General features: G+C 68.6%; 20 protein-coding genes. 16 read left to right on the top strand and 4 right to left on the bottom strand.

The features are described from left to right. The first annotated feature begins 80 nt into the window (after positions 1 to 80). The 3 genes from ACFQVD_RS24865 (at position 81) to ACFQVD_RS24855 (ending at position 2,604) form a co-directional block, all read left to right on the top strand. Positions 81 to 1,001, top strand: a complete 921-nt coding sequence (locus tag ACFQVD_RS24865; protein ID WP_343968026.1) for a YihY/virulence factor BrkB family protein — start codon at positions 81 to 83, stop codon at positions 999 to 1,001. Between the two features lie 75 nt (positions 1,002 to 1,076). After that, the gene (locus ACFQVD_RS24860; protein WP_343968024.1) at positions 1,077 to 1,430 is read left to right on the top strand and encodes a PadR family transcriptional regulator; all 354 of its coding nucleotides are present in this window, start codon (positions 1,077 to 1,079) and stop codon (positions 1,428 to 1,430) included. 124 nt (positions 1,431 to 1,554) lie between these two features. Then, a complete protein-coding gene (locus tag ACFQVD_RS24855; protein ID WP_343968022.1) occupies positions 1,555 to 2,604 on the top strand; it encodes a hypothetical protein in 1,050 nt (349 codons plus the stop codon). A gap of 27 nt (positions 2,605 to 2,631) precedes the next feature. On the opposite strand, the gene ACFQVD_RS24850 is transcribed toward ACFQVD_RS24855, so the two are convergent. After that, the gene (locus ACFQVD_RS24850; protein ID WP_343968019.1) at positions 2,632 to 3,849 is read right to left on the bottom strand and encodes a D-alanyl-D-alanine carboxypeptidase family protein; all 1,218 of its coding nucleotides are present in this window, start codon (positions 3,847 to 3,849) and stop codon (positions 2,632 to 2,634) included. Positions 3,850 to 3,936: 87 nt separating this feature from the next. On the opposite strand from ACFQVD_RS24850, the gene ACFQVD_RS24845 reads away from it, so the two are divergent. Beyond that, entirely contained in the window at positions 3,937 to 4,155 is a 219-nt protein-coding gene (locus ACFQVD_RS24845) for an SCO4848 family membrane protein (protein ID WP_030912524.1), read from the top strand. Here the strand turns inward: ACFQVD_RS24845 and ACFQVD_RS24840 are convergent. After that, on the bottom strand, positions 4,114 to 5,508 hold the full coding sequence (locus ACFQVD_RS24840) for a peptide ligase PGM1-related protein (RefSeq protein ID WP_343968015.1): 1,395 nt from the start codon (positions 5,506 to 5,508) through the stop codon (positions 4,114 to 4,116). The two genes, ACFQVD_RS24845 and ACFQVD_RS24840, sit on opposite strands and share 42 nt — an antisense overlap. Before the next feature lie 534 nt (positions 5,509 to 6,042). On the opposite strand from ACFQVD_RS24840, the gene ACFQVD_RS24835 reads away from it, so the two are divergent. Then, positions 6,043 to 7,293 carry a M20 family metallopeptidase gene (locus ACFQVD_RS24835; RefSeq protein ID WP_343968013.1) on the top strand — a complete coding sequence of 417 codons (1,251 nt, stop codon included), beginning with the start codon at positions 6,043 to 6,045 and terminating at the stop codon, positions 7,291 to 7,293. Between the two features lie 203 nt (positions 7,294 to 7,496). On the opposite strand, the gene ACFQVD_RS24830 is transcribed toward ACFQVD_RS24835, so the two are convergent. Further along, positions 7,497 to 7,814: a hypothetical protein gene (locus ACFQVD_RS24830; protein WP_343968011.1), complete on the bottom strand. Its 318-nt coding sequence runs from the start codon at positions 7,812 to 7,814 to the stop codon at positions 7,497 to 7,499. 1,064 nt (positions 7,815 to 8,878) lie between these two features. On the opposite strand from ACFQVD_RS24830, the gene ACFQVD_RS24825 reads away from it, so the two are divergent. The 6 genes from ACFQVD_RS24825 to ACFQVD_RS24800 all read left to right on the top strand — a co-directional run bounded on the left by ACFQVD_RS24825 (position 8,879) and on the right by ACFQVD_RS24800 (position 15,725). Beyond that, positions 8,879 to 9,946, top strand: coding sequence for a BMP family lipoprotein (locus ACFQVD_RS24825; RefSeq protein WP_343968009.1), 1,068 nt, complete (start codon positions 8,879 to 8,881; stop codon positions 9,944 to 9,946). A 125-nt stretch (positions 9,947 to 10,071) separates the two neighbouring features. Then, positions 10,072 to 11,622 carry an ABC transporter ATP-binding protein gene (locus ACFQVD_RS24820; RefSeq protein WP_343968007.1) on the top strand — a complete coding sequence of 517 codons (1,551 nt, stop codon included), beginning with the start codon at positions 10,072 to 10,074 and terminating at the stop codon, positions 11,620 to 11,622. Continuing rightward, positions 11,619 to 12,758, top strand: coding sequence for an ABC transporter permease (locus tag ACFQVD_RS24815; RefSeq protein ID WP_343968005.1), 1,140 nt, complete (start codon positions 11,619 to 11,621; stop codon positions 12,756 to 12,758). Before ACFQVD_RS24820 ends, ACFQVD_RS24815 begins: the two co-directional genes overlap by 4 nt. Further along, positions 12,755 to 14,044: an ABC transporter permease gene (locus tag ACFQVD_RS24810; RefSeq protein ID WP_343968003.1), complete on the top strand. Its 1,290-nt coding sequence runs from the start codon at positions 12,755 to 12,757 to the stop codon at positions 14,042 to 14,044. The genes ACFQVD_RS24815 and ACFQVD_RS24810 overlap by 4 nt, the downstream gene beginning before the upstream one ends. Next, the gene (locus tag ACFQVD_RS24805) at positions 14,044 to 14,442 is read left to right on the top strand and encodes a cytidine deaminase (protein WP_343968001.1); all 399 of its coding nucleotides are present in this window, start codon (positions 14,044 to 14,046) and stop codon (positions 14,440 to 14,442) included. Before ACFQVD_RS24810 ends, ACFQVD_RS24805 begins: the two co-directional genes overlap by 1 nt. Before the next feature lie 2 nt (positions 14,443 to 14,444). Then, positions 14,445 to 15,725 (top strand): thymidine phosphorylase, encoded by a 1,281-nt coding sequence (locus ACFQVD_RS24800; RefSeq protein WP_343967999.1) that lies wholly within the window; start codon positions 14,445 to 14,447, stop codon positions 15,723 to 15,725. Between the two features lie 159 nt (positions 15,726 to 15,884). On the opposite strand, the gene ACFQVD_RS24795 is transcribed toward ACFQVD_RS24800, so the two are convergent. Then, complete coding sequence (locus ACFQVD_RS24795) at positions 15,885 to 16,334, bottom strand: carboxymuconolactone decarboxylase family protein (protein ID WP_343967997.1); 450 nt, start codon at positions 16,332 to 16,334, stop codon at positions 15,885 to 15,887. Positions 16,335 to 16,415: 81 nt separating this feature from the next. Here ACFQVD_RS24795 and ACFQVD_RS24790 point away from each other — a divergent pair, with 81 nt between their 5' ends. From ACFQVD_RS24790 to ACFQVD_RS24770, 5 genes are all read left to right on the top strand, one after another. Further along, positions 16,416 to 17,321 (top strand): sigma-70 family RNA polymerase sigma factor, encoded by a 906-nt coding sequence (locus ACFQVD_RS24790; protein WP_343967995.1) that lies wholly within the window; start codon positions 16,416 to 16,418, stop codon positions 17,319 to 17,321. 315 nt (positions 17,322 to 17,636) lie between these two features. Then, positions 17,637 to 18,233, top strand: a complete 597-nt coding sequence (locus ACFQVD_RS24785; protein ID WP_343967993.1) for an AMIN-like domain-containing (lipo)protein — start codon at positions 17,637 to 17,639, stop codon at positions 18,231 to 18,233. 35 nt (positions 18,234 to 18,268) lie between these two features. Then, positions 18,269 to 18,622: a cupin domain-containing protein gene (locus ACFQVD_RS24780; protein ID WP_343967991.1), complete on the top strand. Its 354-nt coding sequence runs from the start codon at positions 18,269 to 18,271 to the stop codon at positions 18,620 to 18,622. Positions 18,623 to 18,757: 135 nt separating this feature from the next. Next, positions 18,758 to 19,837 (top strand): adenosine deaminase, encoded by a 1,080-nt coding sequence (locus ACFQVD_RS24775; protein ID WP_343967989.1) that lies wholly within the window; start codon positions 18,758 to 18,760, stop codon positions 19,835 to 19,837. Positions 19,838 to 19,869: 32 nt separating this feature from the next. Next, on the top strand, positions 19,870 to 20,505 hold the full coding sequence (locus tag ACFQVD_RS24770; protein ID WP_343967986.1) for a hypothetical protein: 636 nt from the start codon (positions 19,870 to 19,872) through the stop codon (positions 20,503 to 20,505). Positions 20,506 to 20,537: the final 32 nt, after the last annotated feature.

Below are 20,537 nucleotides of genomic sequence, written 5' to 3'. Positions count from 1 at the left end.
GGGTACGCACGGCTGCTTTTTCACCGCCGTCCACGATCGGGACGGCGGTGACTGGGTAGAGGGCGCACGTGGCGAGTGTGATGGAACGTGTGCAAGCGGGTCGTGAACGGTTCAGAGCGGTGCTGGGCGCGGCCCGGATCAGGTGGCCCTGGTTCGACCATCTGGTCAGGACCTTCCAGCGATACCAGATCCAGTCCGGAGACCGGCTCGCGGGAGCGGTCAGCTACTTCGCCTTCCTGTCGTTCTTCCCGATCATCGCGCTGGCCTTCGCGGTGTTCGGCTACTTCCTGTCCATCAGGCCCGACGCCACCGCGACCCTGCGACAGGCGATCAACCAGTACCTGCCGGGTCTCGCCGACAAGCTGCCGATCCAGGAGATCGCCGGCTCGCGGGCGAGCGCGGGTGTCATCGGCCTGATCGGGTTGCTCTACGCCGGGCTCGGCGCGATCGACGCCCTGCGTGGCGCGCTGCGCGAGATCTCCATGACGACCGAGCCGCCGCTCAACTTCTTCCTGGCCAAGCTCAGGGACCTGTCGGCGCTCATCCTCGTCGGCACCACCATGGTCGCCTCGGTGCTGGTCGGCGGTTTCGCCACCCAGGCCAGCGGGACCGTGGCCGAATGGCTGGGGTTGTCGGAGTCGGCGGTCGGCAGGGGCACGATCTGGCTGGTCGGCGTGACCGTCAGCGTGCTCGCCGACGTGGTCGTCTTCCTGATCATCCTGCGCTGGCTGGGGCGCTCCAGGCAGCCGTTCCGGGTGCTGCTGCGCGGCGCGCTGTTCGGCGCGGTCGGCTTCGCCCTGCTCAAGCAGCTCGCGGCGCTGCTCCTGGGGCACACCCTGAACAATCCCATCTACGGGGCGTTCGCCGTGGTGGTCGGCCTGCTGGTGTGGATCAACCTCTCGGCCCGGGTCATCATGTACGCCGCCGCCTGGACCGCGACGGCCTCCCTCGGCCCCCCGCCCTATCCCACTCCGGTTCCCGCCAACGCCATCCCCACCTGACGGCCGGCCACCGTCCGGGTGCCGCCCTTGGTTCGCTCTACCTAATATCATGCTTCCCGATATATGCTGCGAGGCATGACTCCAAGGGCGATGACGGAGCCGGCCTTCCTCATCCTCACCGCGCTGGTCGATGCGCCGTGTCACGGCTACGGCATCGTGCGGGAGGTCGAGCAACTGTCCGGCGGGCGGGTCCGGCTCAAGGTCGGCACGCTGTACGGGGTGCTCGACCGGCTGGCGGGCGACGGGCTGGTGGCTCTCGACCGCGAGGAGGTCCAGCAGGGGCGGCTGCGCCGTTACTACCGGCTCACCGACGCGGGGTCGCGGACGCTGGAGGCCGAGGCCGTCCGGCTCGCGGACAACGCCAGGACCGCGGTCGACCGCCTCCGTGCCAGGCACGGACGTCCGTCCGCCGCGGGCGGGCCGGCGTAAGGCCGAGTGCGTTCCGGGTGCGCCTGATGAACTCGCGAGAACTAGCGAGAGGACGATTTCATCGATGAACGAGCAGAGCGATGCGCCGGCTGCCCCCGGGGCGGATCGAGGGCCTGGTGCGCCGGTGAGTTTGCTGGAGGAGCGCTACCGCTACTGGCTGCGCCTGCTGCCCGCCTCCTACCGCGCCGAGCGCGAGGAGGAGATGGTCGCCGTCTTCCTGGAGGGGTCGCCGGACGCCTCCGACGCGGACGGGCCCCGGCCCCGCTGGTCGGAGATCGCCAGCGTGGTCGCGCTGGCGGTCCGGGTCCGTCTCGGCGGTGCGGGCGCGGCGCCGAGATACCTCTCGTGGGGCGAGACGGTCCGCCTGGTGGCTCTGCTGGGGCTGCTCTTCCAGGCCTTCCTCGCGGTCCTGGACGTCGTGGCCGCCTTGAACACGTACGGGGTGATCGGTACCGTCCACCCCTCGCTCGCCCAGGCGGCAGGACCCCTCGGGTCGTTCGAGCGGCTCGCGAACGTTCTGAGGAGCCTGGCCGGAGCCGTCTGGATCGCGCCCTTCGCCGCACTCGTCCTCGGCCATGTGCGCACGGCCAAGGCGCTGGCACTCCTCGCCTTCGTGCCGGAACTCCACGTCTTGACGAGTTCGGTGGGGGTCACGTTCGAGGCACTGGCCGGGCTGCTGAGTCCGGTGGTCGTGCTGTCGGCTCTGTGGACCGGCTTTCACCGTGACGCCCGGCCGGCCCGCCGCCCCCTGTGGCTGCTCGTCCCTCCCCTCGCCGCCGGTATCGCGGTCAGTGCGCTGTTCCGGCTGGTGGCGTCCCCGGACCTGCCCGCCTGGTGGTGGCCGTGGCTCGACCTCCTCGGTCTGGCGAGCACGCTGATCCTGGGCGCGGGCGTCGGCTACGTGTGCGTGCACATTCGTTCTCCCGCCCGGCGCACGCCCTCGTGGCCACTGGCCCTGGCGATCCTGGCGGTGCCGGTGCTCTGCGCCCGCCTCGCCAGGCTTGAGCACGGCTTCGACGCCGCCGACGAGGTGAGCCGGACCATCATGCTCAGTACGCTCGGCCAGACGGCGGCGCTCCTGCTGGTCGCCCTGGTGCTCGCGGTCCTGGGATTCAGGGCCCTGCCCGCCGCCAGGGGGCCGTCGCCAGAGCCTCCCCGGACGGCGTATCCGTGACCCTGGTCGTGTGCCGCGGAACGCGCCTCAGCGGAAGCGCCTGCGCAGGCCGTACACCAGCCAGACCAGGCCGCCGAGCAGGCCCGCGCCGAGGACGTAGTAGCCGATCGGGACGCCCTCGTCGGCGGGTCTGGCGGCCGCGGCGGGGTTCCGTCCGGAGCCAGGTGTGGGGACTGCGGGAGGCGCCGAGGCGGTCGGTGGAGCGGGCAGCGGGGTGGGCTCGGGGATCGGGTCGACCAGCTGTCCGACCGGGGTGGCCCTGCCGCGGTTGGCGAAGCCCCAGTCGAGCAGGTCGGCGACCTCCTCCCAGAAGTAGCCGTCGTGGCGCATGATCGACACGATGATCGTGTGACCGTTGCGCTTGGCCGCGCCGACGAAGCTGCCCAGGGCCTTGGAGGTCCAGCCGTTCTTGACGCCGATCATGCCCTTGTAGCGCCAGAGCAGCTTGTTGTGGTTGCCGATCTCGTAGTAGCCCTTGGGCGCCGGGAACTTGTCAGTCTTTGTGCTGATATATCGCCGAAAATCGGCGTTGGCCAGGCCGGCACGGGCGATCAGTGCCAGGTCGTACGCCGAACTGCTCTGGCCGGGCTTGTCCAGCCCGCTGGGGGTCTTGGCCACCGTGTCGAAAGCCTGCAGACGCTTGGCCTCGGCGTTCATGTCCGCCAGGGTCGCGGCCAGGCCGCCGTTGGCCTCGGCCAGCGCCATCGCGCAGTCGTTGCCCGAGACCAGCATCAGCGCCTTGAACAGGTCGTCGACGGTGTAGAGGGGCTTGGTGACCAGGCCGACCGCGCTGCCCTCCTCGTTCACGGCGCGGGCACTCGGCCTGATCTTCCGCTTCTTGTCCAGCTTCGGGATCAGGGTGAGCGCGGTCAGCGCCTTCAGCGTGCTCGCGGGCAGGTAGCGCCCGTGGGCGTCCTTGGCCGCCAGCACCGCGCCGGTCTCGGCGTCGGCGATCACGTACGCCTTCGCGGCGGTCTTCGGCGGGGCCTTCACACCCGGGGGGACGATGAGGCCCCGCTCGCCGAGCCGGGAGCCGCCGACCGGCTCCCTCTCGCCCCGCGCGTGCGGGCCCAGCGAACCGGTGCCCGACGGCCACCCCCCGAGGTCGTTCAGGAGATCCGCGCCACGCGGACCGGCCGGCGAACCGATCGTGGACACGCCGGCGGTCCTGGCCTGAGCGGGTGCGCCGAGAAAGGTGGTCGCCGCGAGCAGCACCCCGACGGGCGCGAGATGTTTGATCCCCATGATGATCTCAGGGTAGCTTCGTGCCGGTTCGCATAGAGTTAGAGGTGCCCTGACCAGGTACGGGCCACTCGGCGGGATACTGACATCATGCAAATATCACGAAAGATCGCCGCTTTTCTGATCGGCCTTGCCGCTTTCATGATCTTCGAATGGATCAACCTTGGCTTCAACCTCGCGGACGGCCACCCGACGGCCTTCTACGTGGTCCACGGAATCCTGATCGCCGTCAACATCGTGCTCGCGATCGTGCTCGGCGTGATCGGCCTACGCGGTTGGTCGCAGCGTGAGCAGGGTTCTTCGGTGTAGCTCGGCGGCCTCCTCGGCGGAGTCGCCGATGCTGGTGAAGCCCAGCTTGCCGAACTCCGTGACCGCACCCAGCAGGTGCAGCACGTTCCCGGTGCGGCTCTCGCGGTCGAAGCCGAGACCCGCGTCGTGGACCAGCTTGACGACCTCCCCGGGGGTGCGGCCCTTCAGCGTGGGGGAGGCGCAGTTGTCGGTCGCCACGTAGTACTTCGGCCGCCCGTCGCGCATCAGCGTGCCGGTGCCGGGATCGTACGACGCGCCGGTGGTCAGGATCGCGGCACCGAGCGGGTGGGTGGTGCCGCCGATGCGCAGGTTGATCTCACACAGCAGCGTCCGGTAGCCGCCGTCGGTCTTGACGGCGAAGAAGTCGACGCCGAACAGTCCCACCACGCCGCGCTCCGCCAGGACCCCGGCGATCCGCTCGGTGTACGCGCCCAGCTCGGCGCGGTACTCCCGCCGGGCGGGGAAGCTGCAGCCCTGGTAGACATCTCCGTTGGGGCCGCCGAGGACCTGCTCGTGGGTGGCGACCACGTCGTAGCCGCCGCCGGGGGTGATCCTGGCCAGCGCGCTGGGGGAGCGCAGCGGCCGGTCCTCGATGAACTCCTCGATCACCGCCCCCCGCTCGGCGATCTTCTCGGCGAACGTCGTCCAGTTCTCGTCGGAGGCGGAGAAGCTCGTGGGGCAGGAGACGAGCGGCCGGTCGTCCTTGGTCACGATGGCGTTGCCGAGTCCCGAGTAGCTGTTGTTGAGCTTGACCATCAGCTTGGTCGTGGGGCTCATCGCACGGGCGGTGTGCTCCACCTCGGTCAGCGAGCGCAGGTCGCCGAAGCCCCTGACCGTCGGCACCCCGGCCTCGTCGCCGATCGCGCGTCCACCGCTCTTGGACCCCAGGTGGGCCAGGGCGGTGGCCGGGCCGTACACCGGCAGGGAGAACAGCTCGGCGAGGCGTTCCTCGTACTCGCTCACCACGAACGGCACCATCCAGGCGCCGCCGTCCTCGCGGGTCTTCCGGCGGTTCCCGAGCGCGGCGCGGACCCGCTCGATCACATCCGGGCGGCGCAGCAGCGCCTCGCTGAGCGGGTGCGTGTCGGGATCATCCAAACTGATCATTTGCAGGCGGGTGCGGGCCTCGTCCGGATCGTCGAGGAAGCTCAGGTAGTAGTCCACGACCGCGTCGTTCACCGGCATCGAGGTGAGGTAGACGACCTCGACCTTCGGCTCTCTCAGGGTGAGGAGCAGGAAGAGTAGTCGTTCCTCGTAGCAGAGGGCTCCGGTGATCCTGCGCAGTTCATCCTGGGGAAGCGACAACGAGGGAAGGACCACCAGCATGCCCTCGTCCGGTTCAAATATGCTCAAACGCGACTGCCTCTCCCCGAATGGGATGTTAGCGATCATGTGAGGAGTGAAACATGCATTCATCCCATTTGCATCACTCCGCCGGGTTCGATGACCGGCACCCTGAGGTCAGGTAAATTGCCAGGTCGGCGATGTTTGGAAGTGGCTCGGGGCTGTCATCCTCCGGCCGGGCCGTCACCCCACATGACTACCGTCCCGTAGTCAATACGAGTCATCTCGTCTGGTTCTCTCGGGGGAGAAGGTGTACGAGTGAGGTATGGGGTGGCAAAACATTTGGCGTGGATGTCGGCGAGTTGCTCGCGGGGCGAGATAAAGTCGTTGTCATCGCCAATGCGACGGCTGCCCCCGACCACAGGCTCGCAGCTCCCGCGTCGGCGTCGACCAGCCCGTGCTGACACGGCCCGTGAGACCCACTCCGGCCCGTCGGTGCGGCGATCACTTTTTTCGAGGCTGCCTCATGGTTTTCGAGATCCTGGGCAGTGGCACGGTGCGTCGAGGATGAAGGATTGCCGGCGCGGAATAGGACGGTGAACAATGCGGGGGCGTAATTTGCGGGGAGAACTCGACACGTTCCTCGCCGGTCGCGAGCAGGAATTGATCAACTTCCGTCGAGACCTGCACATGCATCCCGAGCTCGCGTTCGCCGAATATCGCACGACGCAGCGCGTCGCCGAGCGCCTGACCGCCGCGGGGCTGGTCCCCTCGGTGCTGCCGCGCGGCACCGGCCTGCTCTGTGACGTCGGCAGCGGCGACGGTCCCACCGTGGCGTTGCGGGCCGACATCGACGCGCTGCCGGTGCCGGACGAGAAGGACGTCCCCTACAGCTCGACGGTCCCCGGCGTGTGCCACGCCTGCGGCCACGACGTGCACACCGCGGTCCTGCTCGGCACCTCGCTCTTCCTCGCCCAGCAGGCCGAGGCCGGCCTGCTGCCCGGCAGGGTCCGGTTGATCTTCCAGCCCGCCGAGGAGCTTCCCGGCGGTGCGCTCGAGGTCATGGCCTCCGGCGGCATCAGTGGTGTCGACCGCATCTTCGGCCTGCACTGTGACCCCCGGCTGGACGTCGGCAGGGTCGGCCTCAAAGCCGGTCCCATCACCTCGGCCTGCGACAAGGTGACGATCCGGGTGAGCGGTCCCGGCGGGCACACCGCCAGGCCGCACCTCACCGCCGACCTCGTCTTCGCGCTCGCCAAGATCCTCACCGAGCTGCCCGCCGCGCTCTCCCGCCGGATCGACCCCCGCTCCTCGCTCAGCCTGGTCTGGGGCCGGGTGGAGGCGGGCTCGGTGGCCAACGCCATCCCGGACGACGGCGTCGCCGAGGGCACCGTGCGCTGCCTGGACGAGGCGGCCTGGCACGCGGCCCCCGACATGATCAAGTCGCTGCTGGAGTCGGTCGCGGGCGCGTACGGCGTCGAGGCCGAGATGGAGTACACGCGCGGCGTGCCGCCGGTGGTCAACGACAAGATCAGTGTGCAGATGCTGGCCGAGGCCGCGGAGGGCGTGCTCGGTGAGGGCTCCTCCGGGCCGACGGAGCAGAGCCTGGGGGGTGAGGACTTCGGCTGGTACCTGGAGTCCATCCCCGGCGCGTTCGCCAGGCTCGGTACCCGCGAGCCGGGGACGGCGCACCTGGCGGACATCCACCAGGGCACCTTCGACGTGGACGAGAGTGCCATCGGCATCGGGGTGCGGTTCCTCGCGGCGACCGCGCTGACCGCACTCTGGGAGGGGCAGCGCCCCCTCACTGGCGAACCTTTTGTGGAAACTGAACCAGGACAGATGACTCGCTGAGAGTCTACTCAGACTCTGGGTACTGGATGTTTCCGAGGCCGTGGGGAGGAAAATCCCCACGGCCTCGGCTGTCATGAGGTTTATCTTCAGGCGTCGCCAGAGCCGGATCGCGTCACTCGCTTTTCGTGAGATGAGGATAAGCAGCTACATGAAGTGGCTGTAGACGCGACGGGCAAGAAGGGTTTCCGGTACGAATTTATTCCTCAGAATACTTGAATGCTGGCGGTGGTGATATTGCAGTTGTAGTCGCTCGCCCATACTCTGGAGATGTCGCCAAGTTGGCCCCGGACCTTGGTTATGGTTGGGCCGTAGATGGTGATGTTGTATGGGTACCGTGGTGAAGCGCAGTTAGCTTTCACTCGGTAGGAGCCGTAGCCTTCATCGCAGTATGCCGAGGCTGTTTCAGTATTGTAGTAGGAATTGCAGTCCCAGACTTCTGCTTGAGCACTCGGGGCGATGGCGGCACTTGCCGCAAAGAATACCCCTACGCCGACTAGAGTTGCCAGGGCTGACTTGACCATCTTTTCCCTATACCTGAACGCTGGCCGAGGTGATGTTGCAGTTGTAGCCAACCGCCGACACACTGGAGACGGGACCGGGCTGGTCGTTTCGGAGCTTGGTTACGGTCGGGCCGTAGATGGTGATGTTGTATGGGTACCGTGGCGAAGCGCAGTTAGCTTTCACTCGGTAGGAGCCGTAACCTCCATCACAGTATGCTGAAGCAGCGTCGGCGCTATAGCTGGAACCGCAGTCCCAAACTTCCGCTTGAGCACCCGGGGCCATGGCAATACTTGCCATTAGAAGCATTCCCGTTCCAGTCAGGCTAATGACGGCCGATTTGATTCGCTCCATGCTTGTCTTCCTTTCGGGGGCGCATGCCCGCATGCGGAAAATCCGTTAGGCGGAAGGGGGTAACGGTTGCCTGGCGATCAACCTCCTCTATGTAAAGATAGATTATCTTCATTGTCAATGACTGAATGACTGTAACGTGGCGTGTCTTTTCATGTGCACTATGAAGTATGCAAGAACTTGAGTCGTGACGGTGTGTGTCCGGCCTGATCCCAGGGGTGGCTATGCCTATGGTCATGGGGCCGTTTTTGTCGATGTTCTGGAAACGTGGAGACGCCCCGATTTTTCCGCTTCCCCGTACTTGTTGTTGGGTAAACCTTAACTTGGGTCCTATTTAGGAAAGCGCGAAGCTGTTTCGTGCAAGGACTGGTCTTCCGGTGAAGGTTTGGCCGCTTTGGCTTGTGCGACGTTCCGCGCCGAGATCTCATTGACTCCACACAGAGGATCTGGTATAGGGGCCGAGTGGAGGGGTGGCCATGGGATTGGCCTATCCATCGGAGAGGAGGCTCGGCCGGAAGAGGCCAAGAGCCCAGCCTTAGGAGTATTGATCCTTAGGGAAAGCTTCGGGCATGAAGTTTCCTCTGGTCACAGTCTCGCTTGATGTCGGTAACAGGCAGGTTGCGGACTTGTGTGACGGTTTGGAGTGCTCTGCCCGACCAACTACATTCCGTGCAGGGTTGCCGTGCGTTCCTTCGCGCGTGCACAAGTTACGGCGAAGAGGGACGGAGGAGTCACCTTGCTCCGCAGTCAGTTCGGCAAGATGACGATGGTCACCGCGGCGGGTGCCATGCTCATGGCAGCGGCCGCCTGTGGTGGCGGTACGGAAACGACGGCGAGCCCGGCGGCCAGCTCCGCAGCGAGCAGCGAGGCACCCCAGGCGTCTGGGCTGAAGGTCGGCCTGGCCTACGACGTCGGCGGTCGCGGGGACAAGTCCTTCAACGACTCCGCCTACGCCGGTCTGGAGCGCGCGCAGAAGGAACTCGGCGCCGAGATCAAGGACCTCAGCCCGGCGGCCGACGGTTCCAACCGCGGCGAACTGCTCCGCCAGCTGGCCGAGGCGGGCTACAACCCGATCGTCGGTGTCGGCTTCGCCTACGGCGAGGACATCCAGAAGACCGCCGCCGAGTTCCCCGACGTCCAGTTCGCGGTGGTCGACTCGGCCTCCAACGGGCCGAACGTGACCGGTCTGCTCTTCGCCGAGGAGCAGGGCTCCTACCTCGCGGGCGTGGCGGCCGCCGAGAAGAGCAAGTCGAACCATCTCGGGTTCGTCGGCGGCGTCGAGAACGACCTGATCAAGAAGTTCCAGGCCGGGTTCGAGGCCGGCGCCAAGTCGGTCAAGTCGGACATCAAGCTTGATATCAAGTACCTGACCCCGGACGGCGACTTCAGCGGCTTCAAGGCCCCGGACAAGGGCAAGATCGCCGCGGAGAAGATGTACCAGGACGGCGCAGACATCGTCTACCATGCCTCCGGTGACTCCGGCCTGGGCGTCTTCCAGGCGGCTGCCGCCGCGGGCAAGCAGGCCATCGGCGTCGACTCAGACCAGTACGAGACGGTCAAGGAGGCCGACCTCAAGAAGGTCATCATGACCTCGATGCTCAAGCGGGTCGACGTCGGCGTGTTCGAGTTCATCAAGGCGTTCCAGGGTGGCGCCAAGGGCGGCACCAACGCCGTCTACGACCTGAAGGTCGACGGCGTCGGCCTGTCCACCTCCGGTGGCTTCATCGACGACGTCGCCGCCAAGGTCGACGAGGCCAAGAAGAAGATCGTCGACGGTTCGATCACTGTTCCCTCGAAGCCGTAAGCCTGTTCCCCGTACCCCCTCGAAAAAGGGGGCGGGGAACGACTTCCGAGAGCCCGGGGTCACCCCCCGGGCTTCTCCCTGTCTCATCACGATCCGCGAGCCGGTTGGCTCCTCAGGAGAACGCATTGTCGACGAGCTCGGACACCCCGGCCGTGACGCCCCCCGCGGTGAAGCTGGAGGGCATCACCAAGCGCTTTCCCGGCGTCGTCGCCAACCATGACATCCGGATCGTCATCGAGGCCGGTTCCGTGCATGCCATCGTGGGCGAGAACGGCGCGGGCAAGTCCACCCTGATGAAGATCCTGTACGGCATGCAGCGGCCCGACGAGGGCAAGATCTACGTCAACGGCGAGGAGGTCACCTTCCGCACCCCCGGCGACGCGATCGCGGCCGGGATCGGAATGGTGCACCAGCACTTCATGCTCGCCGACAACCTGACGGTGCTGGAGAACATCATCCTCGGCGCCGAGCCCGCGAAGGCCGGAGTCCTGGATGTGAAGGGCGCGCGCAAGCGCATCGTCCAGCTCGCGGGAGATCACGGCCTGCGGGTCGACCCCGACCGGATGGTCGAGGAACTCGGCGTCGGTGACCGGCAGCGGGTGGAGATCCTCAAGGTCCTGTACCGGGGCGCGCGCGTCCTCATCCTCGACGAGCCGACGGCCGTCCTCGTCCCCCAGGAGGTCGAGGAGCTCTTCGCCAACCTGCGCGAGCTCAAGGCCGACGGCCTCACGGTCATCTTCATCTCGCACAAACTCGACGAGGTGCTGAGCATCGCCGACGCCATCACGGTGATCCGGCGCGGCACCACCGTCGCCAGCGTCGATCCCGGTTCCACGACGGCCAGGCAGCTCGCCGAGCTGATGGTCGGCAGCGAGCTGCCCACCCCGGAGACCAGGGACTCCACGGTCACCGACCGCGTCGTCCTCGACGTGCGTGACGCGACCCTCCAGGGAACGGGTGCCAAACCACTCCTTTCCGATGTCAGCTTCACGGTCCACGCCGGTGAGGTCCTGGGCATCGCCGGGGTCGAGGGCAACGGCCAGTCCGAGCTGATCGAGGCCATCATGGGCCTGCGGACGCTCGACGGCGGGCGGATCCTCCTCGCTGAGGAGGACATCACCGCCTGGTCCACGCTCCGCCGCCGCGAGTCGGGCATCGGCTACATCCCGGAGGACCGGCACCGCCAGGGGCTGTTGCTCGAGGCGTCCCTGTGGGAGAACCGGGTGCTCGGCCACCAGACCATGAAGCCCGCCCGCAAGGGGATCTGGGTGAACCGCGCGGCGTCGCGCAAGGACACCGAGCGCATCGTGCGCGAGTACGACGTCCGTACCCCGAGCATCGACACCCTCGCCCTGGCGCTCTCCGGCGGCAACCAGCAGAAGCTGATCGTCGGACGTGAGATGAGCGGCGACCCGAAGTTCCTCATCGCCGCCCATCCGACCCGGGGAGTGGACGTCGGCGCCCAGGCCGCCATCTGGGACCACCTGCGCGCCGCTCGCGCGGGCGGTCTCGCGGTGTTGCTGATCTCGGCCGACCTCGACGAGCTGATCGGCCTGTCGGACACCCTCCACGTCATCTACGGCGGGCGCATGGTGGCCCGCCTCGACCCAGGCCAGGTCACCCCCGAAAAACTCGGCGGATACATGACCGGTGCCATCGCGGAGGAGAGGTCATGATGCCCGCGAGGCTGCAACGCACGCTGCTGACCGTGGCGGGTGCGGTGGTGGCGGTACTGCTCGCCATGGGGATCTCGAGCATCGCGATCCTGGCCGCCGGAGCCAGCCCGGTCACCGCACTGGGGGCGATGTTCGACTTCGGCGACACCCAGCCGCAGGTGGTCAACGCCATCACCTTCATCGTCAACCGCGCCGTCCCGCTGTTCATCGCGGGCCTCGCGGTCGCCATCGGCTTCCGGATGAACCTCTTCAACATCGGTGTCGAGGGGCAGTACCGGATCGCGGCGATCGTCGCCGCCTTCGTGGGGTCGCAGTTCGTGCTCCCAGGGCCGATCCAGATCACCCTGATCATCGTGGTCGCGATGCTGGTGGGCGGCCTCTACGCGTTCATCCCCGCCGTACTCAAGGTGACGAGGGGCGTGAACGAGGTGATCTCCACGATCATGCTCAACTACATCGCGGTCAACCTCGCCGCCTTCCTGGTCCGGGGCCCGTTCGCGGGGGAGCGCACGGAGGGGAAGCTGACGACGTCCACCCCCGAGCTGCCGGAATCGGCGTGGTTCCCCAACCTGAACGTCCTGTTCGAGATGTTCGGCCTGCCCGCCCCGCGCGGCGGCCTGTGGGGTTTCCTCATGGTGGCGATCCTGCTCGGCGTGATCATCTGGCTGGTCCTCGAACGCACCCGGTTCGGCTTCGAGGTCAAGGCCAGCGGTCTGAACCCGCCGGCCGCTCTCGCCTCCGGCGTCGACGCCAAGCGCATGGTGATTTCCGCGATGGTCCTCTCCGGCGCGATCGCCGGCCTGATCGGCCTGCCGGAGATCCTCGGCCGTACCCACGCCTACGGCTCGAACTTCACCGCCGGCCTCGGCTTCCTCGGTATCGCGGTCGCGCTGCTGGGCAGGAACAAGCCCGTCGGCATCGCGGTGGCCGCGCTGCTCTTCGGCTTCCTCGACCGTGCGGCCGCGCCCCTGCAGTTCGCCGACATCCCGCCGTCCGTCGTCGCCATCATCCAGGGCTCGATCGTGCTGATGGTCGTGATCGCCAACGAGGTCACCAGCCGGATGTCGATACGCCAGGAGGAACGGCGGGCCGCCCGTCAACTCGGTACCACTCAGCGAGCAGAGGTGGCCGCATGACCACGTCCGTGGCATCCTCGGAAGCCCGTCGCGTACGCCGCTACCACCTGGCGCTCGTCGGGGTGGCGGCGCTCATCCTGCTGCTCTCCCTGGCGCGGGTCATCGCGGGCGCGCCCGAGCTCACGTCCTCGGGAACCTTCTCGGCGGCCCTGCTGCTCGCCGTCCCCATCGGGCTGGCCGGTCTCGGCGGGCTGTGGGCCGAGCGCGCGGGCATCGTCAACATCGGCCTCGAAGGCATGATGGTGCTCGGCACCTGGTTCGCCGGATGGGCCGGTTACCAGTGGGGGGCCACCGCGGCGCTGCTCGCCGGCCTGGCCGGCGGTGCGATCGGCGGCCTGATCCACGCGATCGCGACCGTGTCGTTCGGCGTCGACCACATCATCAGCGGTGTGGCGATCAACCTCCTCGGCCCCGGCGTCACCCGCTTCCTGTCCGAGGTGCTGTACGCGCAGGGCACGGCCGCGGGCGAGAAGGGCGCGGGCATCACCTCCTCGCCCACGCTCTCCTCCGAGGCGCCGAGTGTCAGCCTGCCGATCCTGTCCGACGGTCCCGATCTGCTCGGGAAGCTGGAGAACACGCACTGGTTCCTGCTCTCCGACGTCGCCGGGATCCTGCGCGGCCTCACCCACGACGTGAACGTCCTGGTCATCCTGGCGGTGGCGCTGATCCCGCTGACGTTCTTCGTGCTGTGGCGCACCTCCTTCGGGCTCCGGCTGCGCTCCTGTGGCGAGAACCCGTGGGCGGCGGAGTCACTGGGCGTCAACGTCTACCTGACCAAGTACCTCGCGACGGTCATCTCCGGCGCGCTGGCCGGCCTCGGCGGCGTGTTCCTGGTCTTCGTGACCACCAAGTACGTCGAGGGGCAGACCGCGGGCCGGGGGTTCATCGGGCTGGCGGCGATGATCTTCGGTAACTGGCGGCCCGGCGGCCTCGCCGCCGGAGCCTCCCTGTTCGGCTACGCCGACGGCCTCCAGCTCCGCAGCTCCCAGGCGGTCACCGGCCTGCTGCTCTTCGGCGCCCTGCTGCTGCTGATCTACACCGGCCGCGAGGTCCGCAGGCGCCTGGCCGCGGGAGAGCCCGGGGTCAGGCAGTACACGGCTGCGGTGGCGGCCTTGCTCGCCGCCGTGTTGCTGATCTGGCTCTGGATGACCGTCGATAAGCTGCCCAACGAGTTCGTCTTCATCACACCGCACGTACTGACGCTGCTGGTGCTCTCCGCGGCCTCGCAGAGCCTGCGCGCACCCCAGGCGGACGGGGTGCGCTACCGCCGGGGGGAACAGCACTGATGGTGGCAATCGATTGGGCGGCTCTCAAGGCCGAGGCCGTGCGGGCCATGGGGCATGCCTACGCCCCCTACTCGAAGTTCCCGGTCGGCGCCGCCGCCTTGGTGGACGACGGGCGGATCGTGTCCGGCTGCAACGTCGAGAACGCCTCCTACGGCATCGGGCTGTGCGCCGAGTGCGGGCTGGTCTCCGCGCTCCAGGCCACCGGTGGTGGCCGCCTGGTCGCGTTCACCTGCGTCGACGGGCACGAGGAACTGCTCATGCCGTGCGGCAGGTGCCGCCAGCTGCTGTACGAGTTCGGCGGTCCCGAGCTGCTGCTGGAGACCGTCGACGGCCCGAAGCCGATGTCGGAGATCCTGCCGTACGCCTTCGGGCCCGAGAACCTGAGCCGGGGGGCCTGAGCATGGACGCGGTCAACGTCATCGTCACCAAGCGGGACGGCGGCGAGCTGTCGGCCGAGCAGATCGACTGGGTGATCGACGCCTACACCAAGGGCGTCGTCGCCGACGAGCAGATGTCCGCGCTCGCGATGGCGATCCTGCTCAACGGCATGAACCGGCGGGAGATCGCCGAGTGGACCCAGGCCATGATCCGTTCCGGGGCGCGGATGGACTGGTCGGCGCTGCCGGGCGCCACCACGGACAAGCACTCCACCGGCGGCGTCGGTGACAAGATCACGCTGCCGCTGGCGCCGCTGGTCGCCGCGTGCGGCGGTTACGTTCCCCAGCTGTCCGGCCGGGGGCTCGGCCACACCGGCGGCACCCTGGACAAGCTGGAGTCCATCCCCGGCTGGCAGGCGTCCCTGTCCAACGAGGGGATGCTCGACGTGCTCGGCAAGGCCGGCGCGGTCATCTGCGCGGCGGGCGACGGGCTCGCCCCGGCCGACAAGAAGCTGTACGCGCTCCGCGACGTCACCGGCACGGTCGAGTCGATCCCGCTGATCGCCTCCTCGATCATGTCGAAGAAGATCGCCGAGGGCACCGGCGCGCTGGTGCTGGACGTCAAGGTCGGCTCCGGGGCCTTCATGAAGACCCCCGGGCGGGCCCGCGAGCTGGCCGAGACCATGGTCGCGCTGGGCACCGACGCCGGAGTCAATACGGTCGCGCTGCTGACCGCCATGGACCGGCCGCTGGGCCTGGCCGTGGGCAACGCGCTGGAGGTCACCGAGTCGGTCGAGGTGCTCGCCGGCGGCGGCCCCGCCGACGTGGTCGAGCTGACCGTACGGCTGGCGCGGGAGATGCTCCAGGCGGCGGGCCTGTCCGGTGGCAAGGACCCGGAGCGGGCCCTCGTGGACGGCTCGGCGATGGACGCCTGGCGCCGGATGATCTCCGCCCAGGGCGGCGACCCGGACGCTCCGCTGCCCGTGGCCGCCGAGACCATGGAGATCACCGCGCCCGCGTCCGGCGTGCTGTCCAGGCTCGACGCGTACGGCGTGGGCCTGGCGGCCTGGCGGCTCGGCGCGGGCCGGGAGCGCAAGGAGGACCCGGTGTCGTTCGGCGCGGGCATCGTGCTGCACGCCAAGCCGGGCGACCCCGTCCGCGAGGGGCAGCCGCTGATGACGCTGCACGCGGACGAGGCCTTCCGCTTCGAGCGGGCGCTCGCCGCGCTGGAGGGCGCCTACACCGTAGGGGAGAGCGCCGAGGCGGACCTGCTCCCGCTGGTGATCGACCGCATCACGGCCTGACCCGGCGGGAGCGGGCCACCGCACGGCCCAGGGCGGATCCGTACGGCCGGTGCCGAGACCTCCCGGAAGAAGGCCGGCGGTTTCGACCCAGGGCCCGCGCGGGCTTCGGATCCACAAGGTGGCTCCGCGTATCGGGAGGTGCATGACGCCCCGACCGGTTCACCAGGTCTTGCCGGCCTGCTCAAGGATTGTGCGGTTGATCCGGTTGAAGAAGTTGGTCAGTGCGATCTCCAGGTTGATCGCGGACAGTTGCTTCTCGTCGAAATGGGCGGTGGCGGCCTCCCAGATCTCGTCGGTCACGCCCGGCGCGCCGTCCTGGATCCGGGTGGCGGCCTCGGTCAGCGCGAGCGCGGCCCGCTCCGCCTCGGTAAAGAACGGCGTCTCGCGCCAGGCGACCACGTTGTGCAGCCGTTCGTCGGTCTCACCGTGCTTCCTGGCCGCCGTGACCCCGGCGAAGACGCATGGGCTGCAGCCGTTGATCTGGCTGGCCCGCAGATGGACCAGCCCGAGCAGGCGCGGGTCGACGCCACCGGCGTGAATCGCCGTGTAGAGGTGCTTGATCGCCGTCATCACGTCGGCGTTCGCCGAGCTCTTCATCCGTGCTTCCATCGTTATTGCTCCTATCGGTTACCTGAGCCCGTCCGGGTCCGTCATCACCTATGACGGAGCAGATCCGAGGAAGGTAACAACATGTCCGACACCAGCCCGACGGACCCGGTGGGCGAGGCGTTCGAGGCCCAGCGCGACCGACTGCGCGCGGTCGCCTACCGCATGCTCGGATCGCACGCCGACGCCGAGGACGTGGTCCAGGAGGCCTGGCTGCGGCTCTCCCGCCAGGACACGGCGACGATCGACAACCTCGCGGGCTGGCTGACCACGGTGGTCGGCCGGATCAGCCTGGATGTCCTGCGGTCGCGCCGGGCCCACCCTGAGGCGTCCTACGATGACCGGTCGGCCGAACTTGTCGTGATGGTCGACGACAGCCCCGCGCCGGAGGACGACGCGGCGCTCGCCGACTCGGTCGGGCTGGCGCTCCTGGTCGTCCTGGAGTCGCTCCGGCCGAGCGAGCGGCTGGCGTTCGTGCTCCACGACTTGTTCGCGGTGCCGTTCGACGAGATCGGCCAGATCCTCGGCAGGTCCGCCGACGCCACCAAGATGCTCGCCAGCCGCGCGCGCAGGAAGGTGCGGGCGACCGAGCGGCCGATGGCCGCTGGACGGGGGCGGCGCGAGGTGATCCAGGCCTTCCTGGCGGCGGCTCGCCGCGGCGACTTCGAGGGGTTGCTGCGCGTGCTCGACCCGGAGGTGAGGCTGACCGTCGACACCCCCGACGGTGTGGTCGTCATCCTCGGCGCCACCAAGGTCGCCACCGGCGCAACCGCGCGAGCCGCCGCCGGCGCAGCCGCGCGAGGGCGAGCGGTGCTCGTGAACGGCCTTCCCGGGTTCGTCTCCTGGCGCGAGGATGGAACTCCGCTCTCGGTCATGGCGTTCACCGTCGTCGACGGCCGGATCGCCGCCATCGCGACCGTGATCGACCCGGCCAGGCTCGCGTCGATGGACCTGCCGGACATGACAGGGGGCGGTTCACCCGCCGGGTGAACCGGCGGTCCTTTCGCCGAACATCATGGCGCCGGAAAGCGCGGGACCCGCCACGGTCCTCCCGGGAGTGCCGTTCGCCGAGCGCACGAGGGCCTCACCGCCGGCAGGTGGTGAGGCCCTCGTGATGTGTGCCGCGGCGCCGGTCTCGACGACCCTCCGGACCGGGCCGGGCGGCGAATCGCCGCGGGTCCGGTCGTGATCGCGGTGCTTGACTCGTCCTTCGACAGGCTGTCACGATCGGGCCAGGGCCCAGGTGCACGGCGGAGGGTGAACCTCTCCGGAGAGCCGGGCATCTAACGGGGCAGGAGGCTCATCATGAACCGCACCCTCGTTTCTCTCGCGTTCGTTCCGCTCTTCCTGCTGGCCGGCTGTGGCCAGGACCCGCAGACCGCGCCGTCGTCATCGTCGCCCCCGTCCTCGGGCGCTCCGGCGACCACGGGCCCCGCCGCCACGCCCTCCGCCGCGCCGGCCGGGCTGCGGCCCCCGACGAGCACCAAGGAGATCGAGGTCGAGCGCACCACCGTCGCCTCGCCGACCGTCACCGGGGCCAGGTTCGGCCGGCACCAGGGGTTCGACCGGGTGGTGATCGACCTGAACGGAGACGTGCCCGGCTACACGGCGCGCTGGGTGCCCGAGCTCGTCCAGGACGGCTCCGGCGATCGGATCGACGTCAAGGGCGGGGCCTACCTCCAGCTGACGATGAGCCCCGCCATCGCGCACACCGAGGCGGGCAAGCCGAGCTGGACGGGCGGGCCGATCTTCCAGGCACAGCTCGGCAACGTGCAGAGCGTGGTCAAGACGGGGGACTTCGAGGGAGTGGTGAGCGTGGGCATCGTCCTCGACCACAGAGCGCCGTTCCGGGTGCTGGAGCAGAAGAGCCCCAACCGGCTGGTCGTTGACGTCGCGCACTGAGCGGCGCACCCCGTGACCAGTGACAGACTGGTCTGATGGTACGCAAAATCGACAGCGCGACGCGGATTCCCGTTCCGGGCGGCAAGACGATCGACGAGTACGTCGGCCGGGTCAACAGCGGCGACGACCGGATCTCGATCGCACGGATGGCCGCCCCGGCGGGCTGGGAGGAGCCCGCCCAGACCCCTGAGTTCGCCGAGTACACCCTGGTGCTCAACGGCACGGTAATCGTGGAGCACGACGGGGGCGTCACCGAGGTCGGCGCGGGACAGGTGTTCACCTGCGAGCCGGGGGAGCGGATCCGCTACCGCTCGGGGCCGGACGGCGCCGAGTACGTCGCCGTCTGCCTGCCCGCCTTCTCCCCCGAGACCGCCAACCGCGACGACTAGCCGCCCCGCACGACGTCGACCAGGTCCGCGGCACCGGGGCGGACCGGTCGTGAACACGTCACCCGAGACACGTGGGACCGTCACGCACTCCGTCCCCGTGACTAAAGTCGAGGTCTCCCCGCTGGAAGGATGTAGATGAGTCAGCCACCCACTTTTGAGCAGATCCGCCTGGCTCCGAAGGTGTTGCTCCACGACCACCTCGACGGGGGGCTCCGGCCGGAGAGCATCATCGAGCTGGCCCGCGAGTCGGGCTACGACAGGTTGCCGGCGACCGACGCCGACAGCCTGCGCGCCTGGTTCAGGGAGGCCGCCGACTCCGGTTCGCTGGTGCGCTACCTGGAGACCTTCGACCACACGGTCGGCGTCATGCAGACGCGCGAGTCGCTGGTCAGGGTCGCCGCCGAGTGCGCCGAGGACCTGGCCGACGACGGCATCGTCTACGCCGAGGTGCGCTACGCGCCCGAGCAGCACACCTCCAGGGGGCTGAGCCTCGAAGAGGTCATCGAGGCGGTCCAGGAGGGCTTCAGGGCCGGTTCCGAGGGGCGGGGCATCCGGGTGGGCACCCTGCTCACCGCGATGCGTCACCAGGCCAGGTCCATGGAGATCGCCGAGCTGGCGGTCCGTTACCGCGACGCCGGGGTGGTCGGGTTCGACATCGCCGGAGCGGAGGCGGGCTACCCTCCCACCCGTCACCTCGACGCCTTCGAATACCTCCAGCGGGAGAACGCCCACTTCACCATCCACGCCGGGGAGGCCTTCGGCCTGCCGTCGATCTGGCAGGCGATCCAGTGGTGCGGCGCGGACCGGCTCGGTCACGGCGTCCGGATCATCGACGACATCTCCGTCTCCGACGACGGGGAGCCCAAGCTGGGCCGCCTGGCGGCCTACGTCAGGGACAAGCGCATCCCGCTGGAGATGTGCCCGACGTCCAACCTGCAGACCGGTGCGGCGGCCTCCATCGCCGAGCACCCGATCGGCCTGCTGCGCCGCCTGAACTTCCGGGTGACCGTCAACACCGACAACCGGTTGATGAGCGGTACGAGCCTCTCCGAGGAGTTCGCCAAGCTGTCGGAGGCGTTCGGTTACGACTGGGACGACATGCTGTGGTTCACGGTCAACGCCATGAAGTCCGCGTTCCTGCCGTTCGACGAGCGGCTGGCGCTCATCAACGGCGTCATCAAGCCCGGTTTCGCGCGCCTCAAGTGGCAGGCGTGACCGGGTTCGTACGAGTGAAGTGAGCTTTTTCCATGAAGCAGGTGTTCCGCTCCAACTTCGCGATGATCGTCGGCTGGCTCTGGATGGTGTTCGCCGCGGCCAACGCGGTGGATCTGGTCGTCCGCTACAACGGTCGTCTCTCGATGGTCGCCGCGGCGGTGCTGGGGGTGCTGACCGCGCTGGTCTTCGTCACCTGCCTGCGTCCGATGATCGTCATGTCCGAGGAGGGGGTGCTGGTCCGCAACCCGCTGCGGAACGCGTTCGTGCCCTGGAGCGGAGTGGACGAGGTCACGGTCTCGCACTCGATCACGATCGCCTCCGGCGACCAGAAGGTCCGCTGCTGGGTGCCGCAGACCTCGGCTCGTGAGCGGGCGGCGGCGGTCCGCAGGGGAAAGCCCGCGCCGGGGCGGGGCCGCTTCAGGACCGAGCCGGTCCGCTCGAAGGCCGAGCAGGCCGCCGCCGAGGCGATGGCGGGCAAGACCCACGCCGACTGGGTGGCCGAACAGATCACCGAACGCGCCGAGGCCGCCAGGCGTACGGCTTCGTTGACCCCCTCAGAGGAGGGGACCGGCGCCGCGTCCGGTGGGTTCACGACGGCCTGGGCGCCGAGCGCCCTGGTCGCCCTGGTGCTCGCGTTCGCTCTCGTGGTCGCCGCCTTCGTCGTCTGACGGTTCCGCCCACGGCCGGTGCGGGCCGCCTC

Source organism: Streptosporangium amethystogenes subsp. fukuiense (assembly GCF_042665875.1).
GTDB lineage: Bacteria > Actinomycetota > Actinomycetes > Streptosporangiales > Streptosporangiaceae > Streptosporangium > Streptosporangium fukuiense.
The sequence above is the reverse complement of the archived record's forward strand: the minus strand, read 5'-3'. Positions and strand labels throughout refer to the sequence as shown.

Excerpts from the sequence above, each read along its gene's own strand:
- ACFQVD_RS24850 (WP_343968019.1), bottom strand. The coding sequence starts at position 3,849 with ATGGGGATCAAACATCTCGCGCCCGTCGGGGTGCTGCTCGCGGCGACC.
- ACFQVD_RS24805 (WP_343968001.1), top strand. The coding sequence starts at position 14,044 with ATGGTGGCAATCGATTGGGCGGCTCTCAAGGCCGAGGCCGTGCGGGCC.
- ACFQVD_RS24830 (WP_343968011.1), bottom strand. The coding sequence starts at position 7,814 with ATGGTCAAGTCAGCCCTGGCAACTCTAGTCGGCGTAGGGGTATTCTTT.
- ACFQVD_RS24780 (WP_343967991.1), top strand. The coding sequence starts at position 18,269 with ATGGTACGCAAAATCGACAGCGCGACGCGGATTCCCGTTCCGGGCGGC.
- ACFQVD_RS24860 (WP_343968024.1), top strand. The coding sequence starts at position 1,077 with ATGACTCCAAGGGCGATGACGGAGCCGGCCTTCCTCATCCTCACCGCG.
- ACFQVD_RS24845 (WP_030912524.1), top strand. The coding sequence starts at position 3,937 with ATGCAAATATCACGAAAGATCGCCGCTTTTCTGATCGGCCTTGCCGCT.
- ACFQVD_RS24815 (WP_343968005.1), top strand. The coding sequence starts at position 11,619 with ATGATGCCCGCGAGGCTGCAACGCACGCTGCTGACCGTGGCGGGTGCG.
- ACFQVD_RS24785 (WP_343967993.1), top strand. The coding sequence starts at position 17,637 with ATGAACCGCACCCTCGTTTCTCTCGCGTTCGTTCCGCTCTTCCTGCTG.
- ACFQVD_RS24795 (WP_343967997.1), bottom strand. The coding sequence starts at position 16,334 with ATGGAAGCACGGATGAAGAGCTCGGCGAACGCCGACGTGATGACGGCG.
- ACFQVD_RS24865 (WP_343968026.1), top strand. The coding sequence starts at position 81 with ATGGAACGTGTGCAAGCGGGTCGTGAACGGTTCAGAGCGGTGCTGGGC.
- ACFQVD_RS24770 (WP_343967986.1), top strand. The coding sequence starts at position 19,870 with ATGAAGCAGGTGTTCCGCTCCAACTTCGCGATGATCGTCGGCTGGCTC.
- ACFQVD_RS24775 (WP_343967989.1), top strand. The coding sequence starts at position 18,758 with ATGAGTCAGCCACCCACTTTTGAGCAGATCCGCCTGGCTCCGAAGGTG.
- ACFQVD_RS24835 (WP_343968013.1), top strand. The coding sequence starts at position 6,043 with ATGCGGGGGCGTAATTTGCGGGGAGAACTCGACACGTTCCTCGCCGGT.
- ACFQVD_RS24800 (WP_343967999.1), top strand. The coding sequence starts at position 14,445 with ATGGACGCGGTCAACGTCATCGTCACCAAGCGGGACGGCGGCGAGCTG.
- ACFQVD_RS24790 (WP_343967995.1), top strand. The coding sequence starts at position 16,416 with ATGTCCGACACCAGCCCGACGGACCCGGTGGGCGAGGCGTTCGAGGCC.
- ACFQVD_RS24810 (WP_343968003.1), top strand. The coding sequence starts at position 12,755 with ATGACCACGTCCGTGGCATCCTCGGAAGCCCGTCGCGTACGCCGCTAC.